The organism is Streptomyces sp. NPDC033136 (assembly GCF_055578235.1).
In genome coordinates, this window is record NZ_JBVIPD010000001.1 from 114,429 (window position 1) to 138,005 (window position 23,577).

A 23,577-nucleotide genomic window follows, 5' to 3' on the forward strand; every position below is an offset into this window, starting at 1 on the left:
GCCCGTTATCTCCTTCGCCGGAGCTGTTCGGTGCAGGTGCAGCGCAGCAGGGGCTGTTCGTTCTCCGCCAGGGCGCTCCAGTCCGCGGCCGTCCTGCTGAGCCGGCCCGCGCCGTCGAAGTCCATGATCGAGAGCAGGTCGAGCAGCTTGGCCAGCGTGCGGGCCGTCTCCTTGCCGGTCGGCCGGGTGCGCTCCTCGCACAGCCACACCGCGTGCAGCAGCTGGTCGACGGTGCGGCGCAGCGGTGGGCCGTCCGCCGCCACCAGGCCCTGGGCGCGCTCCCGCCGGGCGTCCGCCCCGCCCGGATACGGCGCCTGCGCGATCTCCAGCAGCTCGGCGCACCACTGGAGGGGGCGGCCGGGGAGGGTGGCGGCGAGGTGGGTGACGACGTCGTCGGCGCCGCCGGACACCAGGTGGTGATTCATTCGGTGCGCGGTGAGGGAGCGGAAGGCACCGCCCGCGGGGGTCCCCTCCCCCGCCGCGCGCCGCGCGTAGTGGTCGCGGAGCAGGTGGTGGTCGGCGTACCAGGCGGCGCCGTCGGGGCGGAGGCCGTAGAGCCGGTGCAGGAGGAGCTGGCGGAGGCCGAAGTCGCCGATGAAGTGGCGTTCGCAGGTGGGCCAGCCGGTGTCGGTGAGGAGCCGGGCGACGTGATGGGCGGTCAGGTGGTGGACGTGGCCCGACTGGTGGTGGCGGAGCAGCACGTCCGCGCACTCCGGGTCGTGGGCGACCGACAGGTGGGTGAGGAGGTCGAGCCAGTGCGCGTGGTGCTCGGCCGGCAGGCGTACGGGGAGCTGGTCGAGGACGAGTTCCCGTAACAGCACGTCCGCGACGGGGAGTTCGGGGGCGTTGTCGCCGGTGAGCCGCAAGGGGGCGTCCAGGATGTCGCGGTCGTTGGCGTCGGCCGGCATGCGGAAGGCGGCCGACCCCGCGGCGAGCCGGATCACCGTGTGGGGCCGGCCACCGCTCAGCCGGCCCACGGCCGCGTCGATCCGGCGGCGGTTGGTGCCGCCCTCCGGCTCGGCGCGCTGCTGTCTTCGTACGGTCTCCCGGCGGAGCTGGTCGCCGGTGAGCAGCGGCATCCGCAGCAGGAGCACGCCGTCGGCGAGCGGTGCCCGGTCGGCGCCCTCGTCCGTACGGCGGGACCAGGCCGGCGGGGAGCCGTCGGCGGGGTGGTACTCCGCCGGGGGTACGGCCTCCTCGGGCGGCAGGCCGCCGTGCAGGAAGGCGCCGCCGTCCGCGCGGCGTGCCGTGCCGACGATGACGACGCGGTCGCGCTGCCCGCCCCGGCGGTCGGTGAGCACGGCACGCAGCAGCCGCTCGCCCAGGGGCGACTCGGCGTGGTCCAGCAGCAGGCCCGGGCGGCCGACCCGGCGCAGCCAGCCGGAGGGGGAGGCGTACGCCGCCTCCAGGTCCTCGCGCAGGGCCCGGAAGAGGAAGCCCTCCGCGACCTCCCGTGCCTCGCCGCCGGCCCGGAAGTCGGCCGCGAGGATGCGCAGTCCGATCCTGGGCTGGCCGGCCGCGCCGGGGTAGGCACCGTAGAGCCGCTGCAGTTCCGCCCTGCCCCGCGGGGCGGCGCGCTCGAAGAGGGCGTCCAGCAGGGCGTTGCTGACGGCCGCCGAGTACGGGTCGAAGGCCTGCCCGGACAGGGTGGTCAGCAGGTTGCGGATGGTGCCGTGCAGCACGCCCCGCCAGAAGTCGCCGGTGCCCAGGCCGCGCAGGCGTGGCCGCTGGGCGAGGTCCTCGTACCGCTCGGCCTCCGTCGCCACCTCCTCGGGCGTGCCGTCGGCGGCGCCGGTGGCGGTCATGGCGAGGCCGGCGAAGAGCCGCGGGAAGGCGAACGAGCCGCCCGTGCCCTGCCAGGTGCGCAGCCGGTGGGCGACCTCGACCAGGGCCTCGGTGGCGGGCGAGCGGGCGCCGGGTTCCGGGTCGGCGCGGTCCGCGTACACCGGGGAGGCACAGTCCAGGTGGATCACGGGCACCTTGACGGCGAAACGATCCCGCACGGCCCGCAGCAGCCGCCCCTTGCCCATGCCCGGACCGCCGGTGAGCAGCACGACGGGCAGGTCGGGGCCGTACAGCGGATCCCGGCCGGCTCCCGAGGGGGTCCGCCCGAACAGCCGCGCGAAGAAGCCCTCCTCGCCCAGGAGTCTCTCGAACCCCAGTTCTTCACACACGGTTCCCCCATGCAGTGCCTGCCCGCCCGGGAGCGGGTGACCCGTGACCGATGTGCCAGAAAAGATCCAGTGGAACACGGAAGGGCTGATCGGACAACGGGCACTGCACGGAAGGAACGGGGCCTGCGCGGTAGGAAGAACGGGGCCTGCGGAAGGAAGTCGGACGCGTCCGCTACGAGGAGCGGTCCGACTCCGGCCACACGTACGGCAGGTCGTCGGGGACGCCGGGGAAGATCTCCGCGTAGGTCGCGGGGTCCTTGCGGACCAGGGCCGAGCGGTGGCTGCGGTGGAAGGAGTCGTCGCCCAGCCAGGGCGGGAGTTCGGCCTCGGCGGCCAGGTGGGACTGGTCGCGGACCGGGGCGTGGGGGCGGGCCGCGGCGAGGTCGGCCACCATGGTGGCCGCGCAGGTGTCCTGGTGGCCCTGTTCGCGCCAGGCCCGGCAGATCTCCAGGCCGTAGCGGACCAGCGCCTCCTCGTAGCCGAACCACATCCGCACGGCCGGGTGGCGGCGCCAGCCGTACCCGGGGACCACCAGGCCGCGCAGGACCTGCAGCGCCTCGACCCGCTGCTTGCCGAGCCGGCGCCGGTCGAGGGCCAGGGCCGAGGCCCGGAAGTCCGCGTAGGGCAGGAAGGTCTGCATGCCGTGGCCGGTGACCCCTACCGGGTGCGGGGGCGCCTGGTGCGCCGGCCGAGAGCGAGGGCCAGGCCGACCATGGCGACGCCCAGGACGAGGTGGAGCCAGTCGTCGGCGGTGTTCAGGGGGACGAAGTTGGCGTCGCTGTCCTGCCCGACGACCAGGCCGTAGACCCACAGCACCAGGTAGACGGCGCCGCCGACCAGCAGGTACGAGTACGCTCCGGCGGCCGTGCGGGCGAGGGCGAGACCGGCGAGGCCGTAGGCCAGGTGCACGAGGTTGTGCAGGATCGAGACCTGGAACAGGCCCAGCAGTTGGGCGCCCGACTCGTGGCCGGCGAACTCCATCGAGTCGTAGTCGGTGGTGATGCCGGGGATGAAGCCCAGCAGGCCGACCAGGAGGAAGACGAGGCCGAACAGCAGGGCGGCCTGCTGGACGGGGGCGCGGGTGGCCCGGTGGGAGGTGTGCATGCTCATGATCGGAGCTCCTCACTATGGGGCAGGGTCTGTTCCGCCCAGATGGTCTTGCCCGTGGCGCTCTGGCGGGTGCCCCAGCGCTCGGTCAGCCGGGCCACGAGGAGCAGACCGCGGCCGCCCTCGTCGTAGGTGCGGGCGCGCCGCAGATGAGGGGCGGTGCTGCCGCCGTCGGAGACCTCGCAGATCAGGGACGTGTCGTGGATCAGGCGGAGCTGGACCGGCGGCTCGGCGTGGCGGATGGCGTTGGTGACCAGCTCACTGACGACGAGTTCCGTGACGAACGCGGCGTCGGGCAGCCCCCACCGCTCCAGCTGGTCCACGACGTCCTTGCGGGTCCGGGCGACTGCGGACGGATCGGCCGGCACCGCCCAGGTGGCGACCTGGTTCGCGTCGAGCGCCCGGGTACGGGCGATGAGCAGGGCCACGTCGTCCGCCGGGCGCAGCGGCAGCAGGTCGGCGAGCACCCTGTCGCACAGGGCGTCCAGCGAGGGCGCCGGGCGGGCGAGCGCCTCCCGCAGCCGCTGGACCCCGGCGTCGAGGTCGTGGTCGCGGGTCTCGATCAGGCCGTTGGTGTAGAGGGCGAGCAGGCTGCCCTCGGGGAGGACGACCTCGGTGGCCTCGTACGGCAGCCCGCCCACGCCGAGCGGGGGCGCGGCCGGGAGCCCGACCAGGTCGACGGCGCCGCCGGGGTGCACCACGGCCGGCAGGGGATGCCCGGCCCCGGAGAAGCAGCAGCGCCGCGAGACGGGGTCGTAGACGGCGTAGAGGCAGGTGGCGCCGACGTCACCGGAGGTTTCCGCGTAGGCCGGGGGCCGTGCGAAGGCCCGGGGCGCCACAGGTCCGGCCGCCTCACCGGCCCGTGCGGACCCCGGAGGTCCGCCCTCGTCGCCCTCGCCCTCGTCCTCCCTGTTCAGCCGCGCCACCAGGTCGTCGAGGTGGGTCAGCAACTCGTCGCACGGCAGGTCGATGTCGGCCAGCGTGCGGACCGCCGTACGCAGCCGCCCCATGGTGGCGGACGCGTGCAGCCCGTGGCCGACGACATCGCCGACGACCAGCGCCACGCGCGCCCCGGAGAGCGGGATGACGTCGAACCAGTCCCCGCCGACGCCGGCGTGCCCGCCGGCCGGCAGGTAGCGCGACGCGACCTCGACCGCCGCCTGCCTCGGCAGCCGCTGCGGCAGCAGACTGCGCTGGAGGGTGACCGCGGTGGCGCGTTCGCGCGTGAAGCGGCGGGCGTTGTCGATGCTCACCGCCGCCCTGGCCGCCAGCTCCCCGGCCAGGACCAGGTCGTCGTGCCGGAAGGTCTCGGCGTTGCGGTGGCGGACGAAGAAGGCGACACCCAGGGTGGTGCCGCGGGCGGCCAGCGGCACGCTCATCACCGAGTGGATGCCGAACGCCCGGAACCTGGCGTCCCGGGCCGGGTCGCCGGCGAGCCACCCGGTGAACGCCGGGTCGTTCGCCTCGTGCAGCGCGGGCCGTCCCGTGCGCAGGCTCTCGAACGGCGCCGAACCCTCCGGGTAGGCGTCCACCGAGCCGGCCGCCACGACCGCTTCCGGGGCTTCGGGGATCACGGACCGCAGCGCGGCCCGCCGCAGCAGCAGCGGCCCGTGCGCCGGCACGGCCCGCGCGGGCGGTTCCGGCCCGTCGTCCAGCGCGGCCAGCAGGTCGACGCTGACGAAGTCGGCCAGGGCCGGGACGGTCACGTCGGCCAGTTCCTGGGCCGTGCGCGTGACGTCGAGCGTGCTGCCGATGCGCCGCCCGGCCTCGGTGATCAGCTGGAGCCGTTTGCGGGCCCAGAACTGCTCCGTCATGTCGTGCGCGGTGAGGCAGACGCCCCGGATGGTGCCCCGGTCGTCGCGCAGCGGGGACAGGAAGACCGACCAGGCGTGTTCATGGTCCTCGCCGGGGGCGCGCACGTAGTTCTCCTCGTACTGCGGCTCGCCGGTGCGCAGCACCCGGGCCATGCCGCGCTCGGCCCGCCGGGCTGCGGCGTCGTCGACGATCTCGGACATGCGCAGGCCTCGCATCTCCTCCTCGGTGAGCGCGGTGAAGCGCTGCATGTCGGCGTTGGCGTGCCGCAGCCGGAGCCGGGTGTCGTAGATCGCCATGGCGCAGCACGGGGACTGGGCGAAGCTCCAGCTCACGAGGGATGCGTCGAGGCCGGTCCGCGGCTGCCGGCCGGGGAGGGCGGAGACGATGAGCCAGGCGGGGGCGTCGGCGCCGGACTGCCGGTGGTGGGCGAGGATCCCGACCGTCAGCGTCCGGCCGTCCCGGTGCCGGAGCGCGACGTCGCCGTTCCAGCGCGGCAGCCCGGCGAGGGTGGGCAGGCCGCCGCGCACCGGGATCGGCTCGGCCAGCAGATCCGCGGCCCGGCGGCCGGTCATCTGGTCGGCCGCATACCCGAGGAGCCGCTCGGCGCCCGCGTTCCAGCCGGTCACCGTGCCGAGTTCGTCGAGCGTGACGCGGGCGGTGAGGGCTTCGCCGACGAGGACGTCGAGGGCCTCGGGGCCTCCTCCGGACGACGACCGGGTGGCCCGGCCGGAGCTGACGGGCTGCTCCATGATCGGTCATCTCGCTCTCGGGGGGCTCAGCCATATCCCCGTATGTGCAGTTATGACCTTGTTACCCCGATTAGAGTGGTCTCACCGCGCGACCCCTGCCGGGAAACGCACGACACATGCCGGGAGAGTGGAGCCTGCCGGTGTCCGGCCCGGGTAACCGCTCCCCCATGGGCGAGATCCTCGTGGGCACGTGTTCCTGGACCGACCGGGCCCTGGTCACCAGCGGCTGGTATCCGGCGGGGCGGCGGGACGCCGAGGGGCGGTTACGGCACTACGCCGAGCGGTTCCCCGTCGTCGAGGTCGACGCCTCCTACTACGCGCTGCCGAGCGAGCGGAACAGCCGGCTGTGGGCGGAACGGACACCGGACGGGTTCATCTTCGACATGAAGGCGTTCGCGCTGCTGACCGGGCATCCCACCCGGGAGGCCGCGCTGCCGGCGGGGCTGCCGGCCGATCACCGGGACCCGGCGGTGCTGGACGATGTGTGGGCCCGGTTCGCGGCCGGGGCCGAGCCGCTGCGGCGGGCCGGGCGGCTCGGGAGCGTGCTGTTCCAGTTCCCGCCCTGGTTCCGGCCCGGGCCGCGGGCCGAGGCCTTCCTGCGGGAGTGCGCCGAGCGGACGGAAGGGTGGCCCCTCGCCGTGGAGTTCCGCCATCCGTCCTGGTGGGAGCCGGGCCGGGCCGACGCGACGTGCGCGCTGCTCGCCCGGTACGGCATGGCCGCGGTCGCCGTCGACATGATCCAGACGCTTCCCTCCTCCGTCCCGCCCGTGACGCCGGTGACGTCGCCCCGGCTGTCCGTCGTACGGTTCCACGGCCGCAGCGCCGCCTGGGGGACCGGCAGCAAGGAGGACCGGTTCCGGCACGCCTACGACGAGGACGAACTCGCCGAGTGGCTGCCCCGGGTGCGCGGGCTGGCCGAACGGGCCGAGCAGGTCCACGTCCTGTTCAACAACTGCTGCGGCGACGCCGCCGTACGCGCCGCCGAGACCATGACCCGGCTCCTCGGCGGTGCCACTTCGGCGGTGGCACCGAGGCTGCCTACGGCACGATCCGCACCCGCTTCTCCACCGTCACCTGGTCCACGTCCGACACCCGCACGGTCGTCCTTATCCTCCAGTTCCCGGCGAGCGGCAGGTTGACGGCGTTCGCGCCCCAGTAGCCGCCCTGGTCGGTGAGTCCGGCGTCGATCGGGCCGACCTCGCGCGAGGGGAGGCTGAAGCTGATGCGGACTTCGGGGACGACGATCAGACCGGTGTCGGCGCCGTAGACCACGGCCTGGACGCCGTTCTCGCCGACCCGGGCCGGGTCCACGGTGACCTGCACCGTGCCGCGGCCGGTCACGGAACCCGTGCCCGTGTCGAACGGCACCGTCACCTGCGTGGTGGGCGGCAACGCGCCCGCCGGGGCCTGCCGCGCCGCCTCGGCCTCGGCGCGGGCGGGCAGGGTCCCGGTGAGCACGGTCGTGATCAGCAGCACCACGGCGGCCACGGCGACTTCGACGAGGACGGACCGGCGCAGACCGCGCCGACGGGCGTCCGGGTCTCCTGGGTCTCCTGGGTCTTTTGGGTCTCCTGGGTATTTTGGTTCGTCGGGGTCGTCCGGGTCTTTTGGCTCGTCGAGGTCACCCAGGTCTCTTGGTTCGTCGAGGTCCGGGTCTTCTGGTTCATCGGGGGCACCCGGTTCATTCGGGTCACCCGATTCACTCAGGCCTCCCGGTTCACCTGGACCTCCCGGCTCACCCAGGCCACCCGGCTTGTCCCGTACGGCCTCGGAGGTCTCCGGATCCTCGCAGTCCGCCGGTGCGCCGACCGGCTGCGGGACCCGTTCGGGTACGGCGGCCCGGGCGGTGGCCGTCGCCGGTGCCGCGATGCGCGCCGTCCAGCGCCGCGAGTACCCGGCCATCAGCAACAGCGCGGTCACCGCGACCAGTTTGGCCAGCAGCAGACGGCCGTACGACGTCCCGGTCAGCGCGGGGAGCGTGCCGAGACCGCGCCAGGACTGGTAGAGGCCGGTGACGGCCAGGACGGTCACCGAGGCGAAGGCGATCCGCGAGAAGCGGGGGACGACCTCCGCCAGGGCCTCGCCGGAGGAGCGGCGCAGGGTGAGGAGCATGGCCACGAGGCCGCCGAGCCAGACACCCGTGGCCAGCAAGTGCAGCACGGACGACGTCATCGCCACCGGCACCTGGATGCCGGCGGAGGCGTGCTCGGCCGCCGCCCAGGTCAGGGCCAGGCTGACGGCCAGGGTCGTGCCGAGCGCGAGCGCGACGGGCCCCCGGCGGTCACGGCGCCTGGACAGCCACACCAGGAAGGCGGCGGTCAGCAGGAGGACGCCCAGCCGGGCGAGCAGAGCCAGACCCGGGCGGCCGGTCAGCGTGCGGCCGAGGGCCTCGGTGTCGAAGGCCGTCGCCGGGCCGGTGCCCGCCTCGTACGGGGCGCGCAACAGGAACAGGACGGCCGTCGAGCCCAGCAGCGTCCACCAGGCCGCGGCAAGGGGCCGGCGCAGCGGGGACGTGTTCGCGGGCCGGCACAGCAGCGCGAACGCGACCGTGCCGACGAGCAGCGCGGCGGCGAGGTAGGCGAGGTAGCGGGCGGCGTCGTGGAGGCCGCCGGTCAGGGGGTCCTCGGACGGGCCGGTGTCGACCTGGGCCGTGGTGGCGGAACGTTTCCCGACGGAGAAGGTGAAGGCACCGGAGACCGGGTGGCTGTCGGCGGACACGACCCGCCAGGCCACGGTGTACGTGCCCTCGTCGAGCTTGCGGGGCAGGCCGACCCGGGCCGTGTCGGAGCGGCCGTCCGCGTGCTCGGCCTCACCCGTGGGCACCCGGCGCTGGTCGGGACCGAAGACCCGGAAGGAGTCGTCGAGCAGGCCGACGGACTCGGTGAAGGTCAGGGTGACGTGGCGGGGGGCCTGGCTGACGACGGAGCCGTCGTCGGGGTCGGTGCCGCGCAGGGCCGCGTGGGCCGAGGCGGGGGCGGCTCCGCCGAGGAGCAGGACCAGCAGGGTGCCGAGCAGCAGCAGGCCTTGAAGTCGCCGGGTTCGTCCGCCATCGCGGTCCTCGTTCCGCCGTTGGTCCACGTGGTTCTCCGGGGTCGGGCTGTACGGCTCCGGGTTATGTACGGAGGGGATCGGCACAGCGCTCACCGGGTTCCGCGCGTCTCTCAGGAGACGGGCCCGGACAGTTTCGCGATCTTGTCCGCCGCTGCCGGGTAGCGGGCCGTCAGGTCCGCCGCGTCGCCGTGCTCGTAGCCCTCGAACGTGAAGCCGGGGGCCATCGTGCAGCCGAACAGGGTCCACGAGCCGCCCTCGCTCACCCTGCCGCCCATCCACGTGCCGGCCGGGACCGTGAACTGGATGTGCCCGCCGTGCAGGACGTCCGGGCCGAGGACCACGGTCCGCGTGCTTCCGTCCGGGGCGAGGAGAAGCAGCTCCAGCGGGTCGCCGAGGTAGAAGTGCCAGATCTCGTCCGTGGGCAGGCGGTGGAGGGCGGAGAAGTCATCCGCGGTGAGGAGCGCGACGATCGCCGTGCCCTCCGGTCTGCCGTCGGGGCGCCCGGGTCCGGCCCAGGTCTGGCGGAACAGGCCGCCTTCGCTGGGGATCGGCTCCAGGCCGATGGGGGTACCTCCCATGCCCTTAAGGCAATGGGGGAGGGTGATGAGGTCGTCGGGCGTCACCCGGGGAAGAGTATCTCCCTTTCCAGGAAGGCGAGCTGGGCCTTCTTCTCCGGCAGGTACACGTCCGGGAGGTCGACCTCCGGCAGCACGACCACCGGCCCCGGCGTGAAGCCCTGCCGGAGGAAACGGGCGACCGCCTTCTCGTTGCGCACGTCCGGGTCGACGACGACCCGCCGGCGGCCCAGGCCCAGCAGGACGTACCCGGCGATGACGGCCACCAGCCGGGCCGTCCAGCCGGGCTGCCCGCCGTCGGGCCCGGCGGGCGCGAGCAGCAGGTGGAGGCCGATGTCACCGGGGCGGACCTCGTAGCACTCGCTCACACGGTCGGCCTCGGGCTCGTAGGTCTGCAGGAGCGCGACCGGCTCGCCGCCCCGGACGACCAGGAAGGCGTGGTGGGTGGTGAGCGTGTCCATGTGCGCGTAGATCTCGGCGACCTGCCGCTCGGTGAGACCGTTCATGCCCCAGAAGGCGGCCCGGTCCTCGCTCACCCAGCGGTGGATCACCCCGGCGTCGGCCTCCGGGTCCAGCGCCAGGACGCGGACGGTGCCGAAGCCGCCGGCCGGCTGTTCGTGGACGGCGGTGCGGGCGGCGTACGGGTCAGACATCGGTCTCCTTGTTCAGCTGCGCCCAGTCGGTGACGACCGGGACGAGGTCTCCCGCGAGCCACAGGGGGAGCTGGTCGCGGTGGTGGGGCGAGCCGGGGACGCCCGAGGCGCCGAGCGGGACCACCCAGCGGCTGTCCTCGCGCCGGGCCAGGTCCCAGACGTACCGGGCGGCCGGGCCACGCGCGGCACGGTCGGTGAGGCCCGGCACGCCCGAGGTGCACAGCACACAGTCGTGGTCGCCGGACAGCCCCGGTTCGTCGTACGGCGTCTCCGGTTCCAGGGCCCGCCAGGGGGCGAGCCGGTGGGTGTCGCCCCAGGAACCGGCCGGGGGCCGTCCGGCCACCTCCTCGACCGCCGCGCGGACCGCCGCCGGGCGGTCGATGCCGTAAAGCTCCTGGGCGGTCAGCAGGTGTTCGAGGGCGAAGCCGACGCGCGGGAGGAGGGCGAGCCAGGGCTGGAACACCTCCGGGTACGCCGGCGGCGTGGCCAGCGCGGCGAACGCCGGGTGTGCCGCGAGCCGCCGTACGACCGCTCCGCGCACGGCGGCGTAGAGGGCCGCGTCGGCGCTGTCCGCGTCCATCCGGCGGTCCCAGGCGAGGAGGCGGTCCCGGAGGGCGGCGGCCTCGGGGGTGAGGGCGCCGAGGGAGCGGAGGTGGTCCAGGAGGGCGGTCGCGGAGGCGAGGTGGGTGTCCGTGTGGACGGCGGGCATGTCGGCGGCGGACCAGCGCTCCCTGCCGGCCAGCAGCGCGGTGATGCGGTCGTGGCGGTGCGGCGGGGCGAACTCGACGCCGAGGGGTGCGGCCGGGCCGCGCTGGTTGGCCATGACGGCGACGCCGTCGGTGAGTCCGGCGCGGGGCGTCTCGTGCCGGCCGCGCCACTCGTGGCCGGGCTCCCAGGCGGGCACCGGGCGCAGCCGGTTGGCCTCGGCGCGCAGCGGCACGTACCCGGCCACGCGGTGCAGGACACCGCCCTCGGTGTCGGCGGCCTGGACGACGTTGACCGGCTCGGCCCAGCGGTCGAAGGCCCGGTCCACGTCGGCGACCCGGCGGGCCCGCAGCAGCGGCAGCAGGGCGCTGAAGCCCAGGTCGCCGGTGACGCGGGGCGGGTAGCGCAGGCTGACCGCCACGGGCACCCCGGAGGGACCGGCCGGGTCGGCCGGGTCACCGTCGAGGCCCTCGGGCCCGCCGATGATCACGGGCCCGCGCTCGGTCTCGATCACCTCGACCTCGACCGGCTCCTCGCCCGCTACCTCGACGGCCTCCGTGTGCCGGGCCGCCCGCCGCCAGACCCCGTCCGGGCCGAGCGCCTCCACACCGGCGCCGGTGCGCCGCAGCCGCTCCCGGTACAGGTCCTGGTAGTCGGCCATGGCGTTGGTGATGGCCCAGGCGACCGTGCCGGTGTGTCCGAAGTGGGCGATGCCGGGGATGCCGGGGACGGCCAGGCCGACGACGTCGAACTCCGGGCAGGACAGGTGGATCTGCTGGTAGACGCCGGGATCCTCGATCCAGCGGTGCGGGTCGCCGGCGATGACCGCCTGCCCGGTGACGGTCCGCTCGCCGCTCACCAGCCAGCCGTTGCTGCCGGAGGTGCCGGGGCCGTCGGCGGCGAACAGGCCCACGGCGTCCGCGCCGAGGTGGGCGAGGACCTGCTCGCGCCAGAGCTTGGCGGGGAAGCCGGCGAAGAGGATGTGCGTGGCGAGCCAGACGGCGAGGGGGGTCCAGGGATCCCAGCGGCCGGGGGCGAGGCGGGTGCGGGCGAACTCGGGGGCGATGCGGGCGGATTCGGGGGCTGCCGCCGGGGGCGAGCTGGTACGGGCGCATTCGGGGGCCACCGCCCGGGACGGGCCGGTACGGGCGGACCCAGGGCCGGTGCGGATGGCCCCAGGGGCCGCCGGGGACGGACCGGTACGGGCGGACCCGGGGCCCGCCGCCGGGGACGGACCGGTACGGGCGGACCCGGGGCCCGCCGCCGGGGACGGACCGGTACGGGCGGACCCAGGGCCCGCGGCCGGGGACGGGCCGGTACGGGCGGACCCAGGGCCCGCGGCCGGGGACGGGCCGGTACGGGCGGACCCAGGGCCCGCGGCCGGGGACGGGCCGGTGCCGTCGGCCGTGCCCGCCTCGGCCGCCTCCGCCAGCCCCGCGTTCACCCCGTCGACGTATGCCCGCACCCACCCCGCCGTCTCCGGGTCCCGTCTCTCCAGGGCCGCGAAGCATCTTCCCGCGGTGTCTGCGAGTCGGGCCCGTCTCGCGAACCGGTCCCAGGCCAGGGCGCTCTCGCCGAGGAAGGACGCCGAGGTGCCCTGCGCCCGGTGCCGCTCGGCCTCCAGCTGCCAGGCCCGGTCGCGGGCGGTGACGAGGCCCTGCGCGTGGGCGAGTTCGGCCGCGCTGCCCGCGCGCAGATGCGGAATGCCCCAGGCGTCACGGTAGATCTCGGTGGCCACGCTGCACCCCTCCATTGTTTTAGGTTAGCCTTGCCTAAGTCCAATCGGGCGAATCGTACGTGAAGGGTGAGGACGCAATGGGGCAGGGGCGGGGTTGGGAGGGCGCGGTCCTCAGACTGCTGCGCGCGAAGGATTTCGAGTTCACCGTGACCGACGCGGAGGACGTCACCCCGGACTACCGGCGGCTGTGCTTCACCGACGGCGGTCTGCTGGCGGCGGCCGGAGTGCATCCCACCATGTGGGTCCGGCTCTGGTTCGACAACGCGGGCAAGCCGCACCAGCGGGCCTACACCCTGGTCGACCCGGACCCGGCGGCCGGCACCTTCAGCCTGGAGTTCGCCCTGCACGAGGGGTGCGCGAGCGACTGGGCCCGGGTGGCGAAGCCGGGCGACACCATCGAGGCGACCGTCCAGGGCACCGGCTTCGAGCACCCGAGCCCCGCGCCCTCGCACGTCTTCGCCGTCGGCGACCCGGCCTCCCTGCCGGCCATCAACTCCCTCCTGGACGCGCTGGGCTCCGCCCCGGCCACCGTCTGGTTCGAGGGCGGCGACGAGGAACTGCCGTTCCGCACCGACCCGGACCGGCACGAGCTGCGCACGGTGCCGCGCCGGGACTCCGGAGCCCACCTGGTCGACCGGGTGAAGTCGGACCTGCCCGGCCTGCTCCGGGGCACCTCCGACCCGTACGTCTGGATCGCCTGCGACACGGCGACGACCCGGTCGCTCGCCACCTATGTCCGCAAGGAACTGGGCCTGCCCAAGCAGCGGGTGCACGCGCTGGGCTACTGGCGGGCGACGTGAGGCGGGACGGGCCGGGCTCCGGACGCGGCCGGGCCCGCACCGGGGGATGATCGGGGGCATGGACGTCACTCTTCACCTCGCCCAGGACCCCGAGGCCGACGCGCTGCTCGGCCGCAGTCCGCTCGCCGCGCTGGTCGGGATGCTGCTGGACCAGCAGGTTCCGATGGAGTGGGCGTTCAAGGGCCCGGCGGCCATCGCCCAGCGGCTCGGCACGGACGACCTGGACGCACACGAGATCGCCGCGCACGAGCCGGAGGCCTTCGCCGCCCTGCTCTCCCAGAAGCCCGCGGTGCACCGCTACCCGGGCTCCATGGCCAAGCGGATCCAGCAGCTGTGCCAGTACCTCGTCGAGCACTACGACGGTGACGCCGAGGCCGTCTGGAAGGACGTCGGCACCGGCAAGGAGCTGCTGAGGCGCCTGGCGGGACTGCCGGGCTTCGGCAAGCAGAAGGCCCAGATCTTCCTCGCCCTGCTCGGCAAGCAGCTCGGGGTGCGGCCCACGGGGTGGCGGGAGGCGGCCGGTTCCTACGGCGAGGCGAAGTCGTTCCGCTCGGTCGCCGACATCACCGGGCCCGAGTCGCTGGCCAAGGTACGGGCGCACAAGCAGGAGATGAAGGCGGCAGCCAAGGCAGCCAAGGCGGAGAAGGCCGCCGGCGCGTAACCCGGACACGGCGCCCGATGCCGGCGCATGGCGTCATCCGCCCCCGCGGGCACCGGCCCAGAGCGCACCCACCACGCCGTGAGCCACCTGACGGCCCCCAACCCAACGCGACGAAGACCGCAGTCCCGCAACCGCCAGCCACCCGCCCCAGCCCACACCCAACGCGGCGAAGCCCGCGCTCCCGCAGCCGTCAGCCGCCTGGCCCGCCCCGGATGGCGGACGCTTCCGGGCCGGTCCGAGCATGGACCATGACCGAGCCACCGAGCGGCTCCCCCTGGGACCCGGAGCACGACGCCGACCGCGACCGCGACCGCGCGCCCCAGGGGCTGGAGCCCCCTGTCCCCGAGGGCCCGGGCCCGAACGGTCCCCGCACCCACGAACGGCACGGCCACACACCACCCGGCCCCCACGACCACTGGCCACAGGACCCGCAAGCACCTGAGGGCCCCGGCCGCCGGGAACGGCAAGGTCGCACCGCACCGCCCGGCCCGAAGGACACCCGGCTACCCGACGCACCACCCCGCCCACGGGACACCTGGCCACCCGACCCGCACGGCCCGGCCCCCTCCGCACCCCGGAAACCGCACACCACGGGCCTGCCCTCAAAGGGCAACCCTCCGGAGCCGCCGAGGTCGTCACGGCCCCGCGAGTCCGGGTCCGGCATACGCCGAGCGAGCGGATCTCGCAGCCAGGCGGATGAGCGCCCCGCGCACGACGGGGAATGACCTCCCGTGAGTCCCGCACCGCAGCCGCAGCCGGTCGTCCCCCGCGCCCCGCGCGGCCACGCCTGGCTGCGGGTGCTCGTCCTGCTGCTGGCCCTGCTCGTGCCGGGCGCGCACGCCGAAGCCCACACGGGGCCCGCCGCCCCTGTCACCGGGGAGAGCATCACCGTCGAGTGCGACGTCCTCGACACCGCACCGCGCCCGCGGGCCCGGGGCGCCCGCCGCACCGCCGTCCCCCTGCGCCCCGCCCCGCTCCCGGTGCCCGCGCCCGCGCACACCGCCCGGCACCCCGTGCCCGTACGGCAGGCCCCGCCGCGCGACCCGCGCGCCCCCTGCGTTCCGAGTTCCTGCGCTGCTGAGAGCGCCCTCAACGGCTCCTCAGTCCCCGCACGGAACCAGACAGGAACAGCGCCATGCTCCAAGACCCGTACGCCGTCCTGCGCGCCCTCGTACGCGCGGAGGCCGCCCGCAGCACCCCCAAGCCCAGCCCCCGGCCGGACAAGCGGAAGCCGCAGCCCCCGAAGGGCCGGGGCCGCAGCCGACCCGTCAGCCGAGGCCGCGGCTGACCCGTCCGCGGCGGAGGCGGCCGGACCGACGCCTCCGCCGTCCCGGACGCCGTGTCTCGTGAACGGCCGGATCAGTGGTAGGCGCTGACGGCCGCCAGATACAGTGCGCACGCCGTGCCGACGGCGCTGCCGCCGATGAGGAGAGCCGTGGCGCGGTCCCTGCCGGCGCGCCGGGCGGTGAAGGCGGTAAGGCAGCCGATGTGCAAGGCCACCGACCACGCGAGCAGCAGCATCAACACGTCGAGCGTAGACATCGCGGTCTCCTTGGATGAGCGGTCCCGTCCGTCGTGTGGACCAGATGGGGGTGACGCTGTCTGTCCGGGGGCATGTCCTGCCGCTGTCCGCGCCTAGGTTGGACGGATCCGCTGCCGGGTCGCAGGCGGCGGACCGGGAGAGTCCGGTGTCCGGCGGTGTCCTGGCAGGCCGCCAGGACACCGCCGGACACCCGCACGTACGAGGCGGGGATGAGCTTCTTCGAAGACCTGGGGCGCGTGGGCGCGTTCAAGGAGTGCCGGCTGGGCAGGCAACCGTCGGACAACGCCCTGTCCAGGGTCGTCGAGCCACCACTGTCCCGGGACACGGTCGGCGCGTGGCTGCGAGGGGACCGCTTCCCGCAGCGACTGGAGCTCCTGCAGGCCGTCCTGGCGGAGATCAGGGCGGAGGCCGCCCGCCAGGGCCTGCTGGCCACCCGGGCCGACGCGGACTCGGACGAGAGCGTCGCCCAGTTACTCGACGAGGCGCGCTGGGACGCGGCCTGGACGGCCGAGCAGCGGCGCCGGACGCGGTCGAACCAGGAGGGCCTGGAACGCCGTCGTGCCCTCGACGGACTCCGGGACCGGGAGCGGCGGGCCCGGCAGGCCGCGTTGGCGGACCGCCCTCGTCCGGTCAGGCGCTGGACCCCGCAGCGGCTCGGGGTGCACCCGGCCGTTCCCGGGCAGTCCGCGACAGCGGAGGGCACCGGCTTCGTGCTGCCCGCCTACGTGCCACGCCCCCACGACGACGCTCTGCGAGCCCGTCTGGCCGCCGCGGTCACCGGCGGCGAGTCGCTGCTGGTGGTGGTGCGCGGGGAGTCGTGCACCGGCAAGACCCGCACCGCCGTCGAGGCCCTCGACGCGGTGCCGGACACCTTCCAGCTGTTCTTCCCCACGGATGCCGAGAGCCTGCTCGCCATGCTGGCCGCGGATGCCCTGGGCCCGCGCACGGTCCTGTGGCTCAACGAGGCCCAGCACTACCTGGGCGGCCCCACCGGCGAGGCCGTCGCTGCCGCACTGCTGCGCCGCCTCGACGACGGGGGCCCGTTCATCGCGCTCGCCACCCTGTGGCCCGGCCACGACAAGATCCTCACCTCCGGCCCCCCTGCCGTTCCCGGCAGGCCGGAGCCCCACCGGCAGGCCCGGACGCTGCTGAACCAGGCGCACTACGTCCACCTTCCCGTCTCCTTCGCCGAGCACCTGGACGCCGTCCGGCAGGCCGCCCGGCAGGACGCGTCCCTGGCCGCTGCCCTGGAGAGCGGCGGAACCGACGTCACCCAGGTGCTGGCCGCCGGACCGGACCTGGTGGCTCACTACGAACACCCGGACGGCCCGCACGGCACCTACGGAAAGGCCCTGGTGAGCGGGGCCATGGACGCCCACCGTCTCGGCGTCGCCGGGCCGTTGCCGGTGCCCCTCCTGCGGGACGCGGCACCCGGCTACCTCACCCGCGCGGAACGCGCCGCCGCCGACCCCGGCACCTGGTTCACCGGCGCCCTCGCCCATGCCCGCACCCTGCTCAAGCAGACCATCCGGCCACTTCAGGACGTGCCCCGTCCCTCGGGGATGGGGGCGCTGCCCGGCGTGGTCGTCCTGGCCGACTATCTCCAGCAGCACGGCGGTGTCCGGCGACACGACCAGGTGCCCCCGGACAGCTTCTGGCAGGCGGCCCTGGACCACGCCCTGCCCGCCGAGGACCGGCGCGTGCTCGCCGAGGCCGCCGAGGAGCGGGGCAGGTTCCGGTACGCGGCGCTCCTGCTGGCCCGCGCCGCCCGGGACGGCGACCGGGAGTCGGCGGTGCGCCTGGCACGCCTGCTGGACCATGCCGGGCGGACGGACGAGGCCCGGGGCTGGTGGCGTTGCGCCGCCGAGGCGGGCGACACGCAGGCCATGGTCACCGTCGGCGCGGATGCGCGACGACAGGGACACGGGGACGAAGCGCTGCGGTGGTGGACGACGGCGGCCGACGCCGGTGACGCCGAGGCGGTCTGCCTGGTGGCGTACCACCTGGACGCCGCCGGGCGCGGTGCGGAAGCCACCGACTGGTGGCAGCGGGCGGCGCGGGCCATGGGCGAGGACTACTACGCCAACCGGACGATCATGGACTTCCTGCTCCAGGAGGGCCGAAGCGACGAGGCGATCGCCTGGGCGCCCAAGCGGCGCAGCTACTCCGGAGGAGAGCACGGCTGGAAGAGGCTCGCGCGCCTGCTCCACCGGCAGGGCCGGACCGACGAGGCGATCACGTGGTGGAAGGAGCTCCTGGAGAACAAGGATCCGGACGACGGCGACTATGAGGACACCTTGCGCGAGGCCACCAAGGTCATGATCGCGGCCGGCGGGCTCGACGAGACGATCGCCTGGCTGCGTGACCTGGCCGACCTTGGCTACAAGCCCGCGCAGATCGAAGCGGTCGGTCAACTGCGCGCACACGGGCGCGCCGAGGAGGCGATCCAGTGGCTCAAGGAGGACGCCGCGGCGAGCGCGGACACCGTCGCGTGGGTAGCCGACCTGCTGGAGGCCGACGGACGCTCACCCGAAGCGCTGGCCTGGTCGCAGCAGTGGGCCGCGGCCGGGGACTGGCCCGCCCTGGCGCGAGCGGTCGCCACACTGCAGGCCCGGGGCCGGGCCGAGGACGCTCTGCTCTGGCTGGCCGGCACCGGGCCCTCCTCACCCGCGAGCACCGACGGCACCCGGGCACTCTGCCGGATGACCGGGCTGCTGTACGCCCGGCGCCATCGCTCGCTCGCCCTGCTCCTGGTCCAGGAGGCCGCGGATCCCGACGGCGGGGGCCAGCGTCCCTTCGCTTGGAGCTCCGACCTGTACGCACGTCACCGTCACGACGTCACACCGGCCGGGGCGGTCCAGGAATGGGAGGACGCCTACGCCTCCCTCGACGCGGTCGCGATGATGCTCGCCACAATCCTCCTCGACGCGACCGGCGTCTACGAGGACGTCCTCGGCCGCGTCCCCGCCCGCGAAGCCCGTGTCGGTGAAGCCGAGGACGCGCGTGAGACCCGGGACTGGATGCGCACCCGGATCAGCTCCGGCGACCCTCGCGCAATCAGCCGGGCGGCGCGGGTCGCCGAGCGCTCCGGCTTCCCCGACGAAGCCCTCCTCGCGTACCGGCACCTGCACGACACCGGACATGTCCTCCTGCCGGATACCGACCCCTTCGACCTCTCCCGCAGTCCGATCGTGAGACTGCTGGAGCAACAGGGCCGTGTCGACGAGGCCGTTCGGCACCTCCTCGGAGACGGCGGCGCCCGCCACCACCCCTCACGGCTGGCGGCGGTGAACGTCCTGACCCGCGCCGGGCGCGTGGACGACGCCCTCGCCCACCTGGCCCGCAGCCACGACCACGGCACCATCGCACGCCTCCATGCCGAAGCGGGACGCACCGAGGCGGCGATCAACGCCCTGCGGCACTCCGCCGACACCGGCAACCGGTACGCGATCGACGAAGCCGTGCGCCTGCTCGCGCAAGAGGGCCGGCCCGACAGGGGCCACCGGCTCCAGCGGTACGGCTGGAACCCGGACGGGACCGTCGCCCAACCCTGGAAAGCACCCGTACCGCCCCAGGCAGGAGCGACGGCGAGCCGTCCGTAGGCGCGGGGCGCCTCGGGAGCGAGAGCAGACGGCAGGGGCCGGCGATCAGGCATGTTCATGCCCCTGTTCCTGGTTCGTGCCGCCTTGCGGGTATTTTTTCGGCGTCGTACCTCGCCGCCATGGCTGCGCCCGGAAGGTCTTGACCGGTAGGCTTTCCGTGTGATCTTCAAGCGCATCGGAAACGGCCGGCCGTACCCCGACCACGGCCGGGAAAGCACCCGGCAGTGGGCGGACGTCGCGCCGCGCCCGGTCCGCCTCGATCAGCTCGTGACGACGAAACAGCAGCTCGACCTCGAGACCCTCCTCGCCGAGGACTCGACCTTCTACGGGGACCTCTTCGCGCATGTCGTGAAGTGGCAGGGCGACCTGTACCTGGAGGACGGCCTGCACCGCGCCGTGCGGGCGGCGCTCCAGCAGCGTCAGGTCCTGCACGCACGCGTGCTCGAACTCGACTGACCCTCGCCGGACGGGTTGGCCCTTTCGGGTCCCCCTGGGCGATGTCGAATGATCATCTAGTAGGCATCATCGCCCAGGCGCACTACGCTGCGCTCATGAGCATGCTGACTCCCCGAGGCATGGGCGGCAAGTACCGCATCACGGGCAACAAGTACCCCCGGATGCGCCGGCCCCGGCGACGCGGCAGGCTCGTCGCTCTGGGCGCCGCCTCCGTCGTCGTGCTGGGCGTGGGCGGCTGGGGCACCCTGCAGCTCATCGATGTCTTCACCGGCGGCGGAGAGAAGGCTTCCGCGGCCGGCGGCACGGACTGCGAGGCCCGGACCAAGGCCACCCCCTCGCCCAGCGCCAAGCCCCTGCCCGAGCCCCGCGCGATCACGGTCAACGTCTTCAACGCCACCACGCGCAGCGGCCTGGCGAAGAAGACCGCCGACGAGCTGAAGAAGCGCGGCTTCAGGATCGGCGAGGTGGGCAACGCGACCAAGGAGTACGACAAGAAGGTCAAGGGCCCCGGCGTGCTGCTCGGTCCCGCCACCGCCCTCGACACCGCGCTGCCCGTGCTCGGCACCCAGGTCCCGGGCGTCGAACGGCGTACCGAGACGGCCCGCAAGGGCGCTGCCGTCGACCTCGTCATCGGGGACGGCTTCAAGGAGCTGGCGAAGAAGAGGGACGCCGACCGGGCGCTGACCGAGCTGGCCAGGCCCGAGCCGGCGCCGACGACGAAGAAGAAGGGCTGCTGAGGGACCGTCCGGCCTACTCGGCCGCCCCGTACATCCGGTCCCCCGCGTCTCCGAGGCCCGGGACGATGTAGCCGTGCTCGTTCAGGTGCTCGTCGACCGAGGCGGTCACGACGGTCACCGGGGTGCCCGCCAGTTCGCGCTCCATGATCTCCACGCCCTCCGGCGCGGCCAGCAGCACCACCGCGGTCACGTCGTCGGCGCCGCGCCGGATCAGCTCCCGGATCGCCGCGACCAGCGTGCCGCCGGTGGCGAGCATCGGGTCGAGCACGTACACCTGACGCCCCGACAGGTCCTCCGGCATCCGGGTGGCGTACGTGGAGGCCTGCAGCGTCTCCTCGTTGCGGATCATGCCGAGGAAGCCCACCTCGGCGGTCGGCAGCAGCCGGACCATGCCGTCCAGCATGCCGAGGCCGGCCCGCAGGATCGGCACCACCAGCGGGCGCGGGTGGGAGAGCTTGACGCCCGTGGTCCGCGCGACCGGCGTCTGGATGTCGACCTGTTCGGTGCGCACGTCCCGCGTGGCCTCGTAGGCGAGCAGGGTGACCAGCTCGTCGGCGAGACGGCGGAAGGTCGCGGAATCGGTGCGCTGGTCGCGCAGCGTGGTGAGTTTGTGGGCGACCAAAGGGTGGTCGACGACGTGGAGACGCATGTCCACAACATTAACCGGGCAGGGTGGCCCGGGCCGCACGCCAGCCTCCCCGTACGGCCGTCGCCCGATCGCCGGCGTCAAACGACCCGTCCGGGGGAAGGTGGGAAAGACGGACTGGGGGTGGTGAGCCAGATGCCCGACCGGGAATCCCGAGACGATCCGTCGCCGCGCGCACCGGCCGGGACGGGCTGGGAGGCCGACCGGATGAACGAGCCGGACCAGCCGGATGAGTCGGACGCCGAGCGCCGCAGGCGCCGCGCCCGGTTCCTGCGCGACCTCGCCGAGGCCCGGGAGCTGCGCGACCGCGTCCAGCCGCGCCGCGCCAAGACGGCCCGGCTGCGGCACGCGATGCGCATGCGCACCTTCCGCTGGTAGCAAACGGGCGGGGAAACCTCCGGCGAAGATCACGAACCGCGCGGACGTTCTTCGCGGATGACCGTGCGTGGAGCAGGGGAAAGCCGCGTACGATCCGCAGGTGGCGGCAACAAGCGTGCGAGCAGAACTGCCGGACACAGGGGGCCGAAGGCATCCCCTGAACGCCTTGTTTCTGCCACGATTCCGAGTGGGTGGGGCTCGGACGAGCACTCCCCGCCCGTAACCTCCGCCGGGGGGACCCCCAACCGGCACGCCTCAGACCAGTGGGAGAGTCACGGTGTACTTCGCCGCACTGCTCGCGCGCACCGAAGACGGGTGGGAAGCGAGCGACACGGAGCTCGACGATGTGGAAACCCTGTCGGATCTGGCCGACCTCGCCCGTGAAGCCTCCCCCGACGAGGACACGGTGCTCGTACTCATCGAGCAGGAGGACGCCTGGTTCGGCGTCGTCCGCGTGGACGGCGAGGACGACCCCAGGATCTACGTCTCGGACGCCGCCGCCGCTGCCCGCAGCAGCTACGGGGAGATCCTGCTCACCGACGAGCTGCTCGGCCGTGATCCGGACGACGGGGACGACCTGGACGCCCTCGACCTCGACGGCACCGAGGACGGTGAGTCCGACGACGACGAGGATGAAGCCGACGCCGGTGACGGCGCCGGAGTGGCCGTCGGCTCGGCCGACAGCGTGCCGCACGGCCCGGTCGGCGACGCCCAGATCCTCGACGACCTCGGCGTGAGCGAGAAGGAACTGCGCTCCATGGCGACGGACGCCGTCACCGAGATCGCCGAGTCGCTGGGCGCCTCGGAGACCCTGGAGACCGTCCGCTGACCGCTCCCACCACCCCCGGACCGCCGGATCCGGTACGGGACCCCTGGCGGTCCGCGATGCGGCTCGCCCTGGACGAGGCCGCCGAGGCCGTCCGGGGCGGGGACGTCCCCGTCGGCGCCGTCGTCCTGGCGCCGGACGGTACGACCGTGGTCGCGACCGGGCACAACGAACGCGAGGCCGGCGGCGACCCCACCGCGCACGCGGAGGTCCTCGCCGTCCGGCGGGCCGCGGCCGCCCTCGGGCAGTGGCGGCTCGCCGGCTGCACCCTCGTGGTCACGCTGGAGCCCTGCACGATGTGCGCGGGCGCGATCCAGCAGTCCCGCGTCGAACGGCTCGTCTACGGCGCCCGGGACGAGAAGGCCGGAGCGGCCGGCTCCCTCTGGGACCTCGTGCGCGACCGGCGGCTCAACCACCGGCCCGAGGTGATCGAGGGAGTGCTCGCCGAGGAGTGCGCCCAGCTGCTCACCGAGTTCTTCCGCGGCCGCTGAACCGTCGCGAATCCGATTTCAAAGCACGCGGCACCTTGCTGTAAGGTCTCCCTCGGTAGCGTGTCCGAGCGGCCGAAGGAGCTCGCCTCGAAAGCGAGTGTGGCGCAAGTCACCGAGGGTTCAAATCCCTCCGCTACCGCCGAAGAAGGGCCCCGTCGTCAGACGGGGCCCTTCGTGCGTCCGGTCCTTCGTGTGATCCGCCCCTTCGTGTGATCGGACCCTTGTGCGATCATGTGCGCTGTTTGAGACACCAGTGACAGGGGAGGCCGCGATGGCGGTGAACGCGAAGAAGGTGGGCATCTTCGTCCTCGTGGCCTTCGCGGCGTACGTGATCATCACGGACCCGACCGGGGCCGCCGACTACGTCAAGATAGGATTCCAGGGCATATCGGACGCCGCCCATGCCCTCGGCGACTTCGCCACATGGGTCGCCTCCGGAGGAAAGTGATGATCCGCCACCTGGTCCTCTTCAAGCTCGACGAGGGCGTCGAGCGCGACGACCCCCGGGTCGTGAAGGGCGTGGAAGCCTTCCGCGCGCTCGACGGCAAGATCCCCGAGCTCCGCTTCTGGGAGCTCGGCTGGAACCTCAGCGACCGCCCCATCGCGTACGACTTCGCCATCAACTCGGCCTTCGACGACGCGGAGGCGCTGCGGCGGTACGTGGAGCACCCCGACCACCAGGCCGGTGTCGCACTGTGGCGGGAGTTCGCCACGTGGGTGATCGCGGACTACGAGTTCTGAGCCCGGCCACTCGGGTCACGGAGGAGCCCCCTGTCGCTTCGAAAAGGGGAGCCTCCCCCGCCCAAAGCGATTTTTTTGGCAATCCCCTCCCCCAACAGAATTATTTGGTGCTTTCACACAAGGGAACCG

The 23,577-nt window shown here is 73.9% G+C and carries 22 protein-coding genes and 1 tRNA gene; 13 read left to right on the plus strand and 10 right to left on the minus strand.

The genetic code is table 11. The annotated features are described in order from the left end of the window. Positions 1-5 precede the first annotated feature (5 nt). The 4 genes from ACZ5TL_RS00560 to ACZ5TL_RS00575 form a co-directional block, all read right to left on the minus strand. Complete coding sequence (locus ACZ5TL_RS00560; protein ID WP_468586190.1) at positions 6-2,174, minus strand: hypothetical protein; 2,169 nt, start codon at positions 2,172-2,174, stop codon at positions 6-8. A gap of 172 nt (positions 2,175-2,346) precedes the next feature. Next, positions 2,347-2,814 carry an MSMEG_6728 family protein gene (locus ACZ5TL_RS00565; RefSeq protein ID WP_468586192.1) on the minus strand — a complete coding sequence of 156 codons (468 nt, stop codon included), beginning with the start codon at positions 2,812-2,814 and terminating at the stop codon, positions 2,347-2,349. Between the two features lie 17 nt (positions 2,815-2,831). Continuing rightward, positions 2,832-3,284, minus strand: coding sequence for a DUF4383 domain-containing protein (locus ACZ5TL_RS00570; RefSeq protein ID WP_468586194.1), 453 nt, complete (start codon positions 3,282-3,284; stop codon positions 2,832-2,834). Next, positions 3,281-5,845, minus strand: a complete 2,565-nt coding sequence (locus ACZ5TL_RS00575) for a SpoIIE family protein phosphatase (protein WP_468586196.1) — start codon at positions 5,843-5,845, stop codon at positions 3,281-3,283. Before ACZ5TL_RS00575 ends, ACZ5TL_RS00570 begins: the two co-directional genes overlap by 4 nt. 167 nt (positions 5,846-6,012) lie before the next feature. Here ACZ5TL_RS00575 and ACZ5TL_RS00580 point away from each other — a divergent pair, with 167 nt between their 5' ends. Then, positions 6,013-6,984, plus strand: a complete 972-nt coding sequence (locus ACZ5TL_RS00580; RefSeq protein WP_468587048.1) for a DUF72 domain-containing protein — start codon at positions 6,013-6,015, stop codon at positions 6,982-6,984. On the opposite strand, the gene ACZ5TL_RS00585 is transcribed toward ACZ5TL_RS00580, so the two are convergent. The 4 genes from ACZ5TL_RS00585 to ACZ5TL_RS00600 form a co-directional block, all read right to left on the minus strand. After that, positions 6,884-8,863, minus strand: a complete 1,980-nt coding sequence (locus tag ACZ5TL_RS00585) for a copper resistance CopC/CopD family protein (RefSeq protein WP_468587050.1) — start codon at positions 8,861-8,863, stop codon at positions 6,884-6,886. The genes ACZ5TL_RS00580 and ACZ5TL_RS00585 overlap by 101 nt on opposite strands. Before the next feature lie 143 nt (positions 8,864-9,006). Then, complete coding sequence (locus tag ACZ5TL_RS00590; protein WP_468586198.1) at positions 9,007-9,519, minus strand: cupin domain-containing protein; 513 nt, start codon at positions 9,517-9,519, stop codon at positions 9,007-9,009. After that, positions 9,516-10,124: a GNAT family N-acetyltransferase gene (locus ACZ5TL_RS00595; RefSeq protein WP_468586200.1), complete on the minus strand. Its 609-nt coding sequence runs from the start codon at positions 10,122-10,124 to the stop codon at positions 9,516-9,518. Before ACZ5TL_RS00595 ends, ACZ5TL_RS00590 begins: the two co-directional genes overlap by 4 nt. Further along, positions 10,117-12,567 carry a penicillin acylase family protein gene (locus ACZ5TL_RS00600; protein ID WP_468586202.1) on the minus strand — a complete coding sequence of 817 codons (2,451 nt, stop codon included), beginning with the start codon at positions 12,565-12,567 and terminating at the stop codon, positions 10,117-10,119. The genes ACZ5TL_RS00595 and ACZ5TL_RS00600 overlap by 8 nt, the downstream gene beginning before the upstream one ends. A gap of 77 nt (positions 12,568-12,644) precedes the next feature. Here ACZ5TL_RS00600 and ACZ5TL_RS00605 point away from each other — a divergent pair, with 77 nt between their 5' ends. The 3 genes from ACZ5TL_RS00605 to ACZ5TL_RS00615 all read left to right on the plus strand — a co-directional run bounded on the left by ACZ5TL_RS00605 (position 12,645) and on the right by ACZ5TL_RS00615 (position 15,316). Then, positions 12,645-13,367, plus strand: a complete 723-nt coding sequence (locus ACZ5TL_RS00605; protein WP_468586204.1) for a siderophore-interacting protein — start codon at positions 12,645-12,647, stop codon at positions 13,365-13,367. A gap of 58 nt (positions 13,368-13,425) precedes the next feature. Then, a complete protein-coding gene (locus tag ACZ5TL_RS00610) occupies positions 13,426-14,028 on the plus strand; it encodes an HhH-GPD-type base excision DNA repair protein (protein WP_468586206.1) in 603 nt (200 codons plus the stop codon). A gap of 1,135 nt (positions 14,029-15,163) precedes the next feature. Next, the gene (locus ACZ5TL_RS00615; protein ID WP_468586207.1) at positions 15,164-15,316 is read left to right on the plus strand and encodes a hypothetical protein; all 153 of its coding nucleotides are present in this window, start codon (positions 15,164-15,166) and stop codon (positions 15,314-15,316) included. Positions 15,317-15,387: 71 nt separating this feature from the next. Here the strand turns inward: ACZ5TL_RS00615 and ACZ5TL_RS00620 are convergent, their stop codons facing one another. Then, positions 15,388-15,570 carry a hypothetical protein gene (locus ACZ5TL_RS00620; RefSeq protein ID WP_468586209.1) on the minus strand — a complete coding sequence of 61 codons (183 nt, stop codon included), beginning with the start codon at positions 15,568-15,570 and terminating at the stop codon, positions 15,388-15,390. 210 nt (positions 15,571-15,780) lie between these two features. Between ACZ5TL_RS00620 and ACZ5TL_RS00625 the strand changes: the two genes are divergently transcribed. From ACZ5TL_RS00625 to ACZ5TL_RS00635, 3 genes are all read left to right on the plus strand, one after another. Continuing rightward, positions 15,781-19,173, plus strand: coding sequence for a hypothetical protein (locus tag ACZ5TL_RS00625; protein WP_468586211.1), 3,393 nt, complete (start codon positions 15,781-15,783; stop codon positions 19,171-19,173). 159 nt (positions 19,174-19,332) lie between these two features. Next, positions 19,333-19,629: a type II toxin-antitoxin system VapB family antitoxin gene (locus ACZ5TL_RS00630; RefSeq protein WP_004943146.1), complete on the plus strand. Its 297-nt coding sequence runs from the start codon at positions 19,333-19,335 to the stop codon at positions 19,627-19,629. 119 nt (positions 19,630-19,748) lie between these two features. Continuing rightward, entirely contained in the window at positions 19,749-20,366 is a 618-nt protein-coding gene (locus ACZ5TL_RS00635; RefSeq protein WP_468587052.1) for a LytR C-terminal domain-containing protein, read from the plus strand. A 13-nt stretch (positions 20,367-20,379) separates the two neighbouring features. Here ACZ5TL_RS00635 and upp read toward each other — a convergent pair whose 3' ends face one another. Beyond that, complete coding sequence (gene upp, locus ACZ5TL_RS00640; RefSeq protein ID WP_468586213.1) at positions 20,380-21,015, minus strand: uracil phosphoribosyltransferase; 636 nt, start codon at positions 21,013-21,015, stop codon at positions 20,380-20,382. A 132-nt stretch (positions 21,016-21,147) separates the two neighbouring features. On the opposite strand from upp, the gene ACZ5TL_RS00645 reads away from it, so the two are divergent. From ACZ5TL_RS00645 to ACZ5TL_RS00670, 6 genes are all read left to right on the plus strand, one after another. Beyond that, complete coding sequence (locus ACZ5TL_RS00645; protein WP_468587054.1) at positions 21,148-21,390, plus strand: hypothetical protein; 243 nt, start codon at positions 21,148-21,150, stop codon at positions 21,388-21,390. Between the two features lie 277 nt (positions 21,391-21,667). Beyond that, positions 21,668-22,219, plus strand: a complete 552-nt coding sequence (locus ACZ5TL_RS00650) for a tRNA adenosine deaminase-associated protein (protein ID WP_468586215.1) — start codon at positions 21,668-21,670, stop codon at positions 22,217-22,219. 56 nt (positions 22,220-22,275) lie between these two features. Beyond that, a complete protein-coding gene (gene tadA, locus ACZ5TL_RS00655; protein WP_468586217.1) occupies positions 22,276-22,707 on the plus strand; it encodes a tRNA adenosine(34) deaminase TadA in 432 nt (143 codons plus the stop codon). A gap of 54 nt (positions 22,708-22,761) precedes the next feature. Next, positions 22,762-22,846, plus strand: a tRNA-Ser gene (locus ACZ5TL_RS00660). 132 nt (positions 22,847-22,978) lie between these two features. Continuing rightward, on the plus strand, positions 22,979-23,155 hold the full coding sequence (locus ACZ5TL_RS00665) for a hypothetical protein (protein ID WP_468586218.1): 177 nt from the start codon (positions 22,979-22,981) through the stop codon (positions 23,153-23,155). Then, positions 23,155-23,448 (plus strand): Dabb family protein, encoded by a 294-nt coding sequence (locus tag ACZ5TL_RS00670; RefSeq protein WP_468586220.1) that lies wholly within the window; start codon positions 23,155-23,157, stop codon positions 23,446-23,448. The genes ACZ5TL_RS00665 and ACZ5TL_RS00670 overlap by 1 nt, the downstream gene beginning before the upstream one ends. Positions 23,449-23,577 lie beyond the last annotated feature (129 nt).

Excerpts from the sequence above, each read along its gene's own strand:
- ACZ5TL_RS00565 (WP_468586192.1), bottom strand. The coding sequence starts at position 2,814 with ATGCAGACCTTCCTGCCCTACGCGGACTTCCGGGCCTCGGCCCTGGCC.
- ACZ5TL_RS00570 (WP_468586194.1), bottom strand. The coding sequence starts at position 3,284 with ATGAGCATGCACACCTCCCACCGGGCCACCCGCGCCCCCGTCCAGCAG.
- ACZ5TL_RS00575 (WP_468586196.1), bottom strand. The coding sequence starts at position 5,845 with ATGGAGCAGCCCGTCAGCTCCGGCCGGGCCACCCGGTCGTCGTCCGGA.
- ACZ5TL_RS00580 (WP_468587048.1), top strand. The coding sequence starts at position 6,013 with ATGGGCGAGATCCTCGTGGGCACGTGTTCCTGGACCGACCGGGCCCTG.
- ACZ5TL_RS00595 (WP_468586200.1), bottom strand. The coding sequence starts at position 10,124 with ATGTCTGACCCGTACGCCGCCCGCACCGCCGTCCACGAACAGCCGGCC.
- ACZ5TL_RS00605 (WP_468586204.1), top strand. The coding sequence starts at position 12,645 with ATGGGGCAGGGGCGGGGTTGGGAGGGCGCGGTCCTCAGACTGCTGCGC.
- ACZ5TL_RS00610 (WP_468586206.1), top strand. The coding sequence starts at position 13,426 with ATGGACGTCACTCTTCACCTCGCCCAGGACCCCGAGGCCGACGCGCTG.
- ACZ5TL_RS00615 (WP_468586207.1), top strand. The coding sequence starts at position 15,164 with ATGCTCCAAGACCCGTACGCCGTCCTGCGCGCCCTCGTACGCGCGGAG.
- ACZ5TL_RS00620 (WP_468586209.1), bottom strand. The coding sequence starts at position 15,570 with ATGTCTACGCTCGACGTGTTGATGCTGCTGCTCGCGTGGTCGGTGGCC.
- ACZ5TL_RS00625 (WP_468586211.1), top strand. The coding sequence starts at position 15,781 with ATGAGCTTCTTCGAAGACCTGGGGCGCGTGGGCGCGTTCAAGGAGTGC.
- ACZ5TL_RS00635 (WP_468587052.1), top strand. The coding sequence starts at position 19,749 with ATGGGCGGCAAGTACCGCATCACGGGCAACAAGTACCCCCGGATGCGC.
- upp (WP_468586213.1), bottom strand. The coding sequence starts at position 21,015 with ATGCGTCTCCACGTCGTCGACCACCCTTTGGTCGCCCACAAACTCACC.
- ACZ5TL_RS00645 (WP_468587054.1), top strand. The coding sequence starts at position 21,148 with ATGCCCGACCGGGAATCCCGAGACGATCCGTCGCCGCGCGCACCGGCC.
- tadA (WP_468586217.1), top strand. The coding sequence starts at position 22,276 with ATGCGGCTCGCCCTGGACGAGGCCGCCGAGGCCGTCCGGGGCGGGGAC.
- ACZ5TL_RS00665 (WP_468586218.1), top strand. The coding sequence starts at position 22,979 with ATGGCGGTGAACGCGAAGAAGGTGGGCATCTTCGTCCTCGTGGCCTTC.
- ACZ5TL_RS00670 (WP_468586220.1), top strand. The coding sequence starts at position 23,155 with ATGATCCGCCACCTGGTCCTCTTCAAGCTCGACGAGGGCGTCGAGCGC.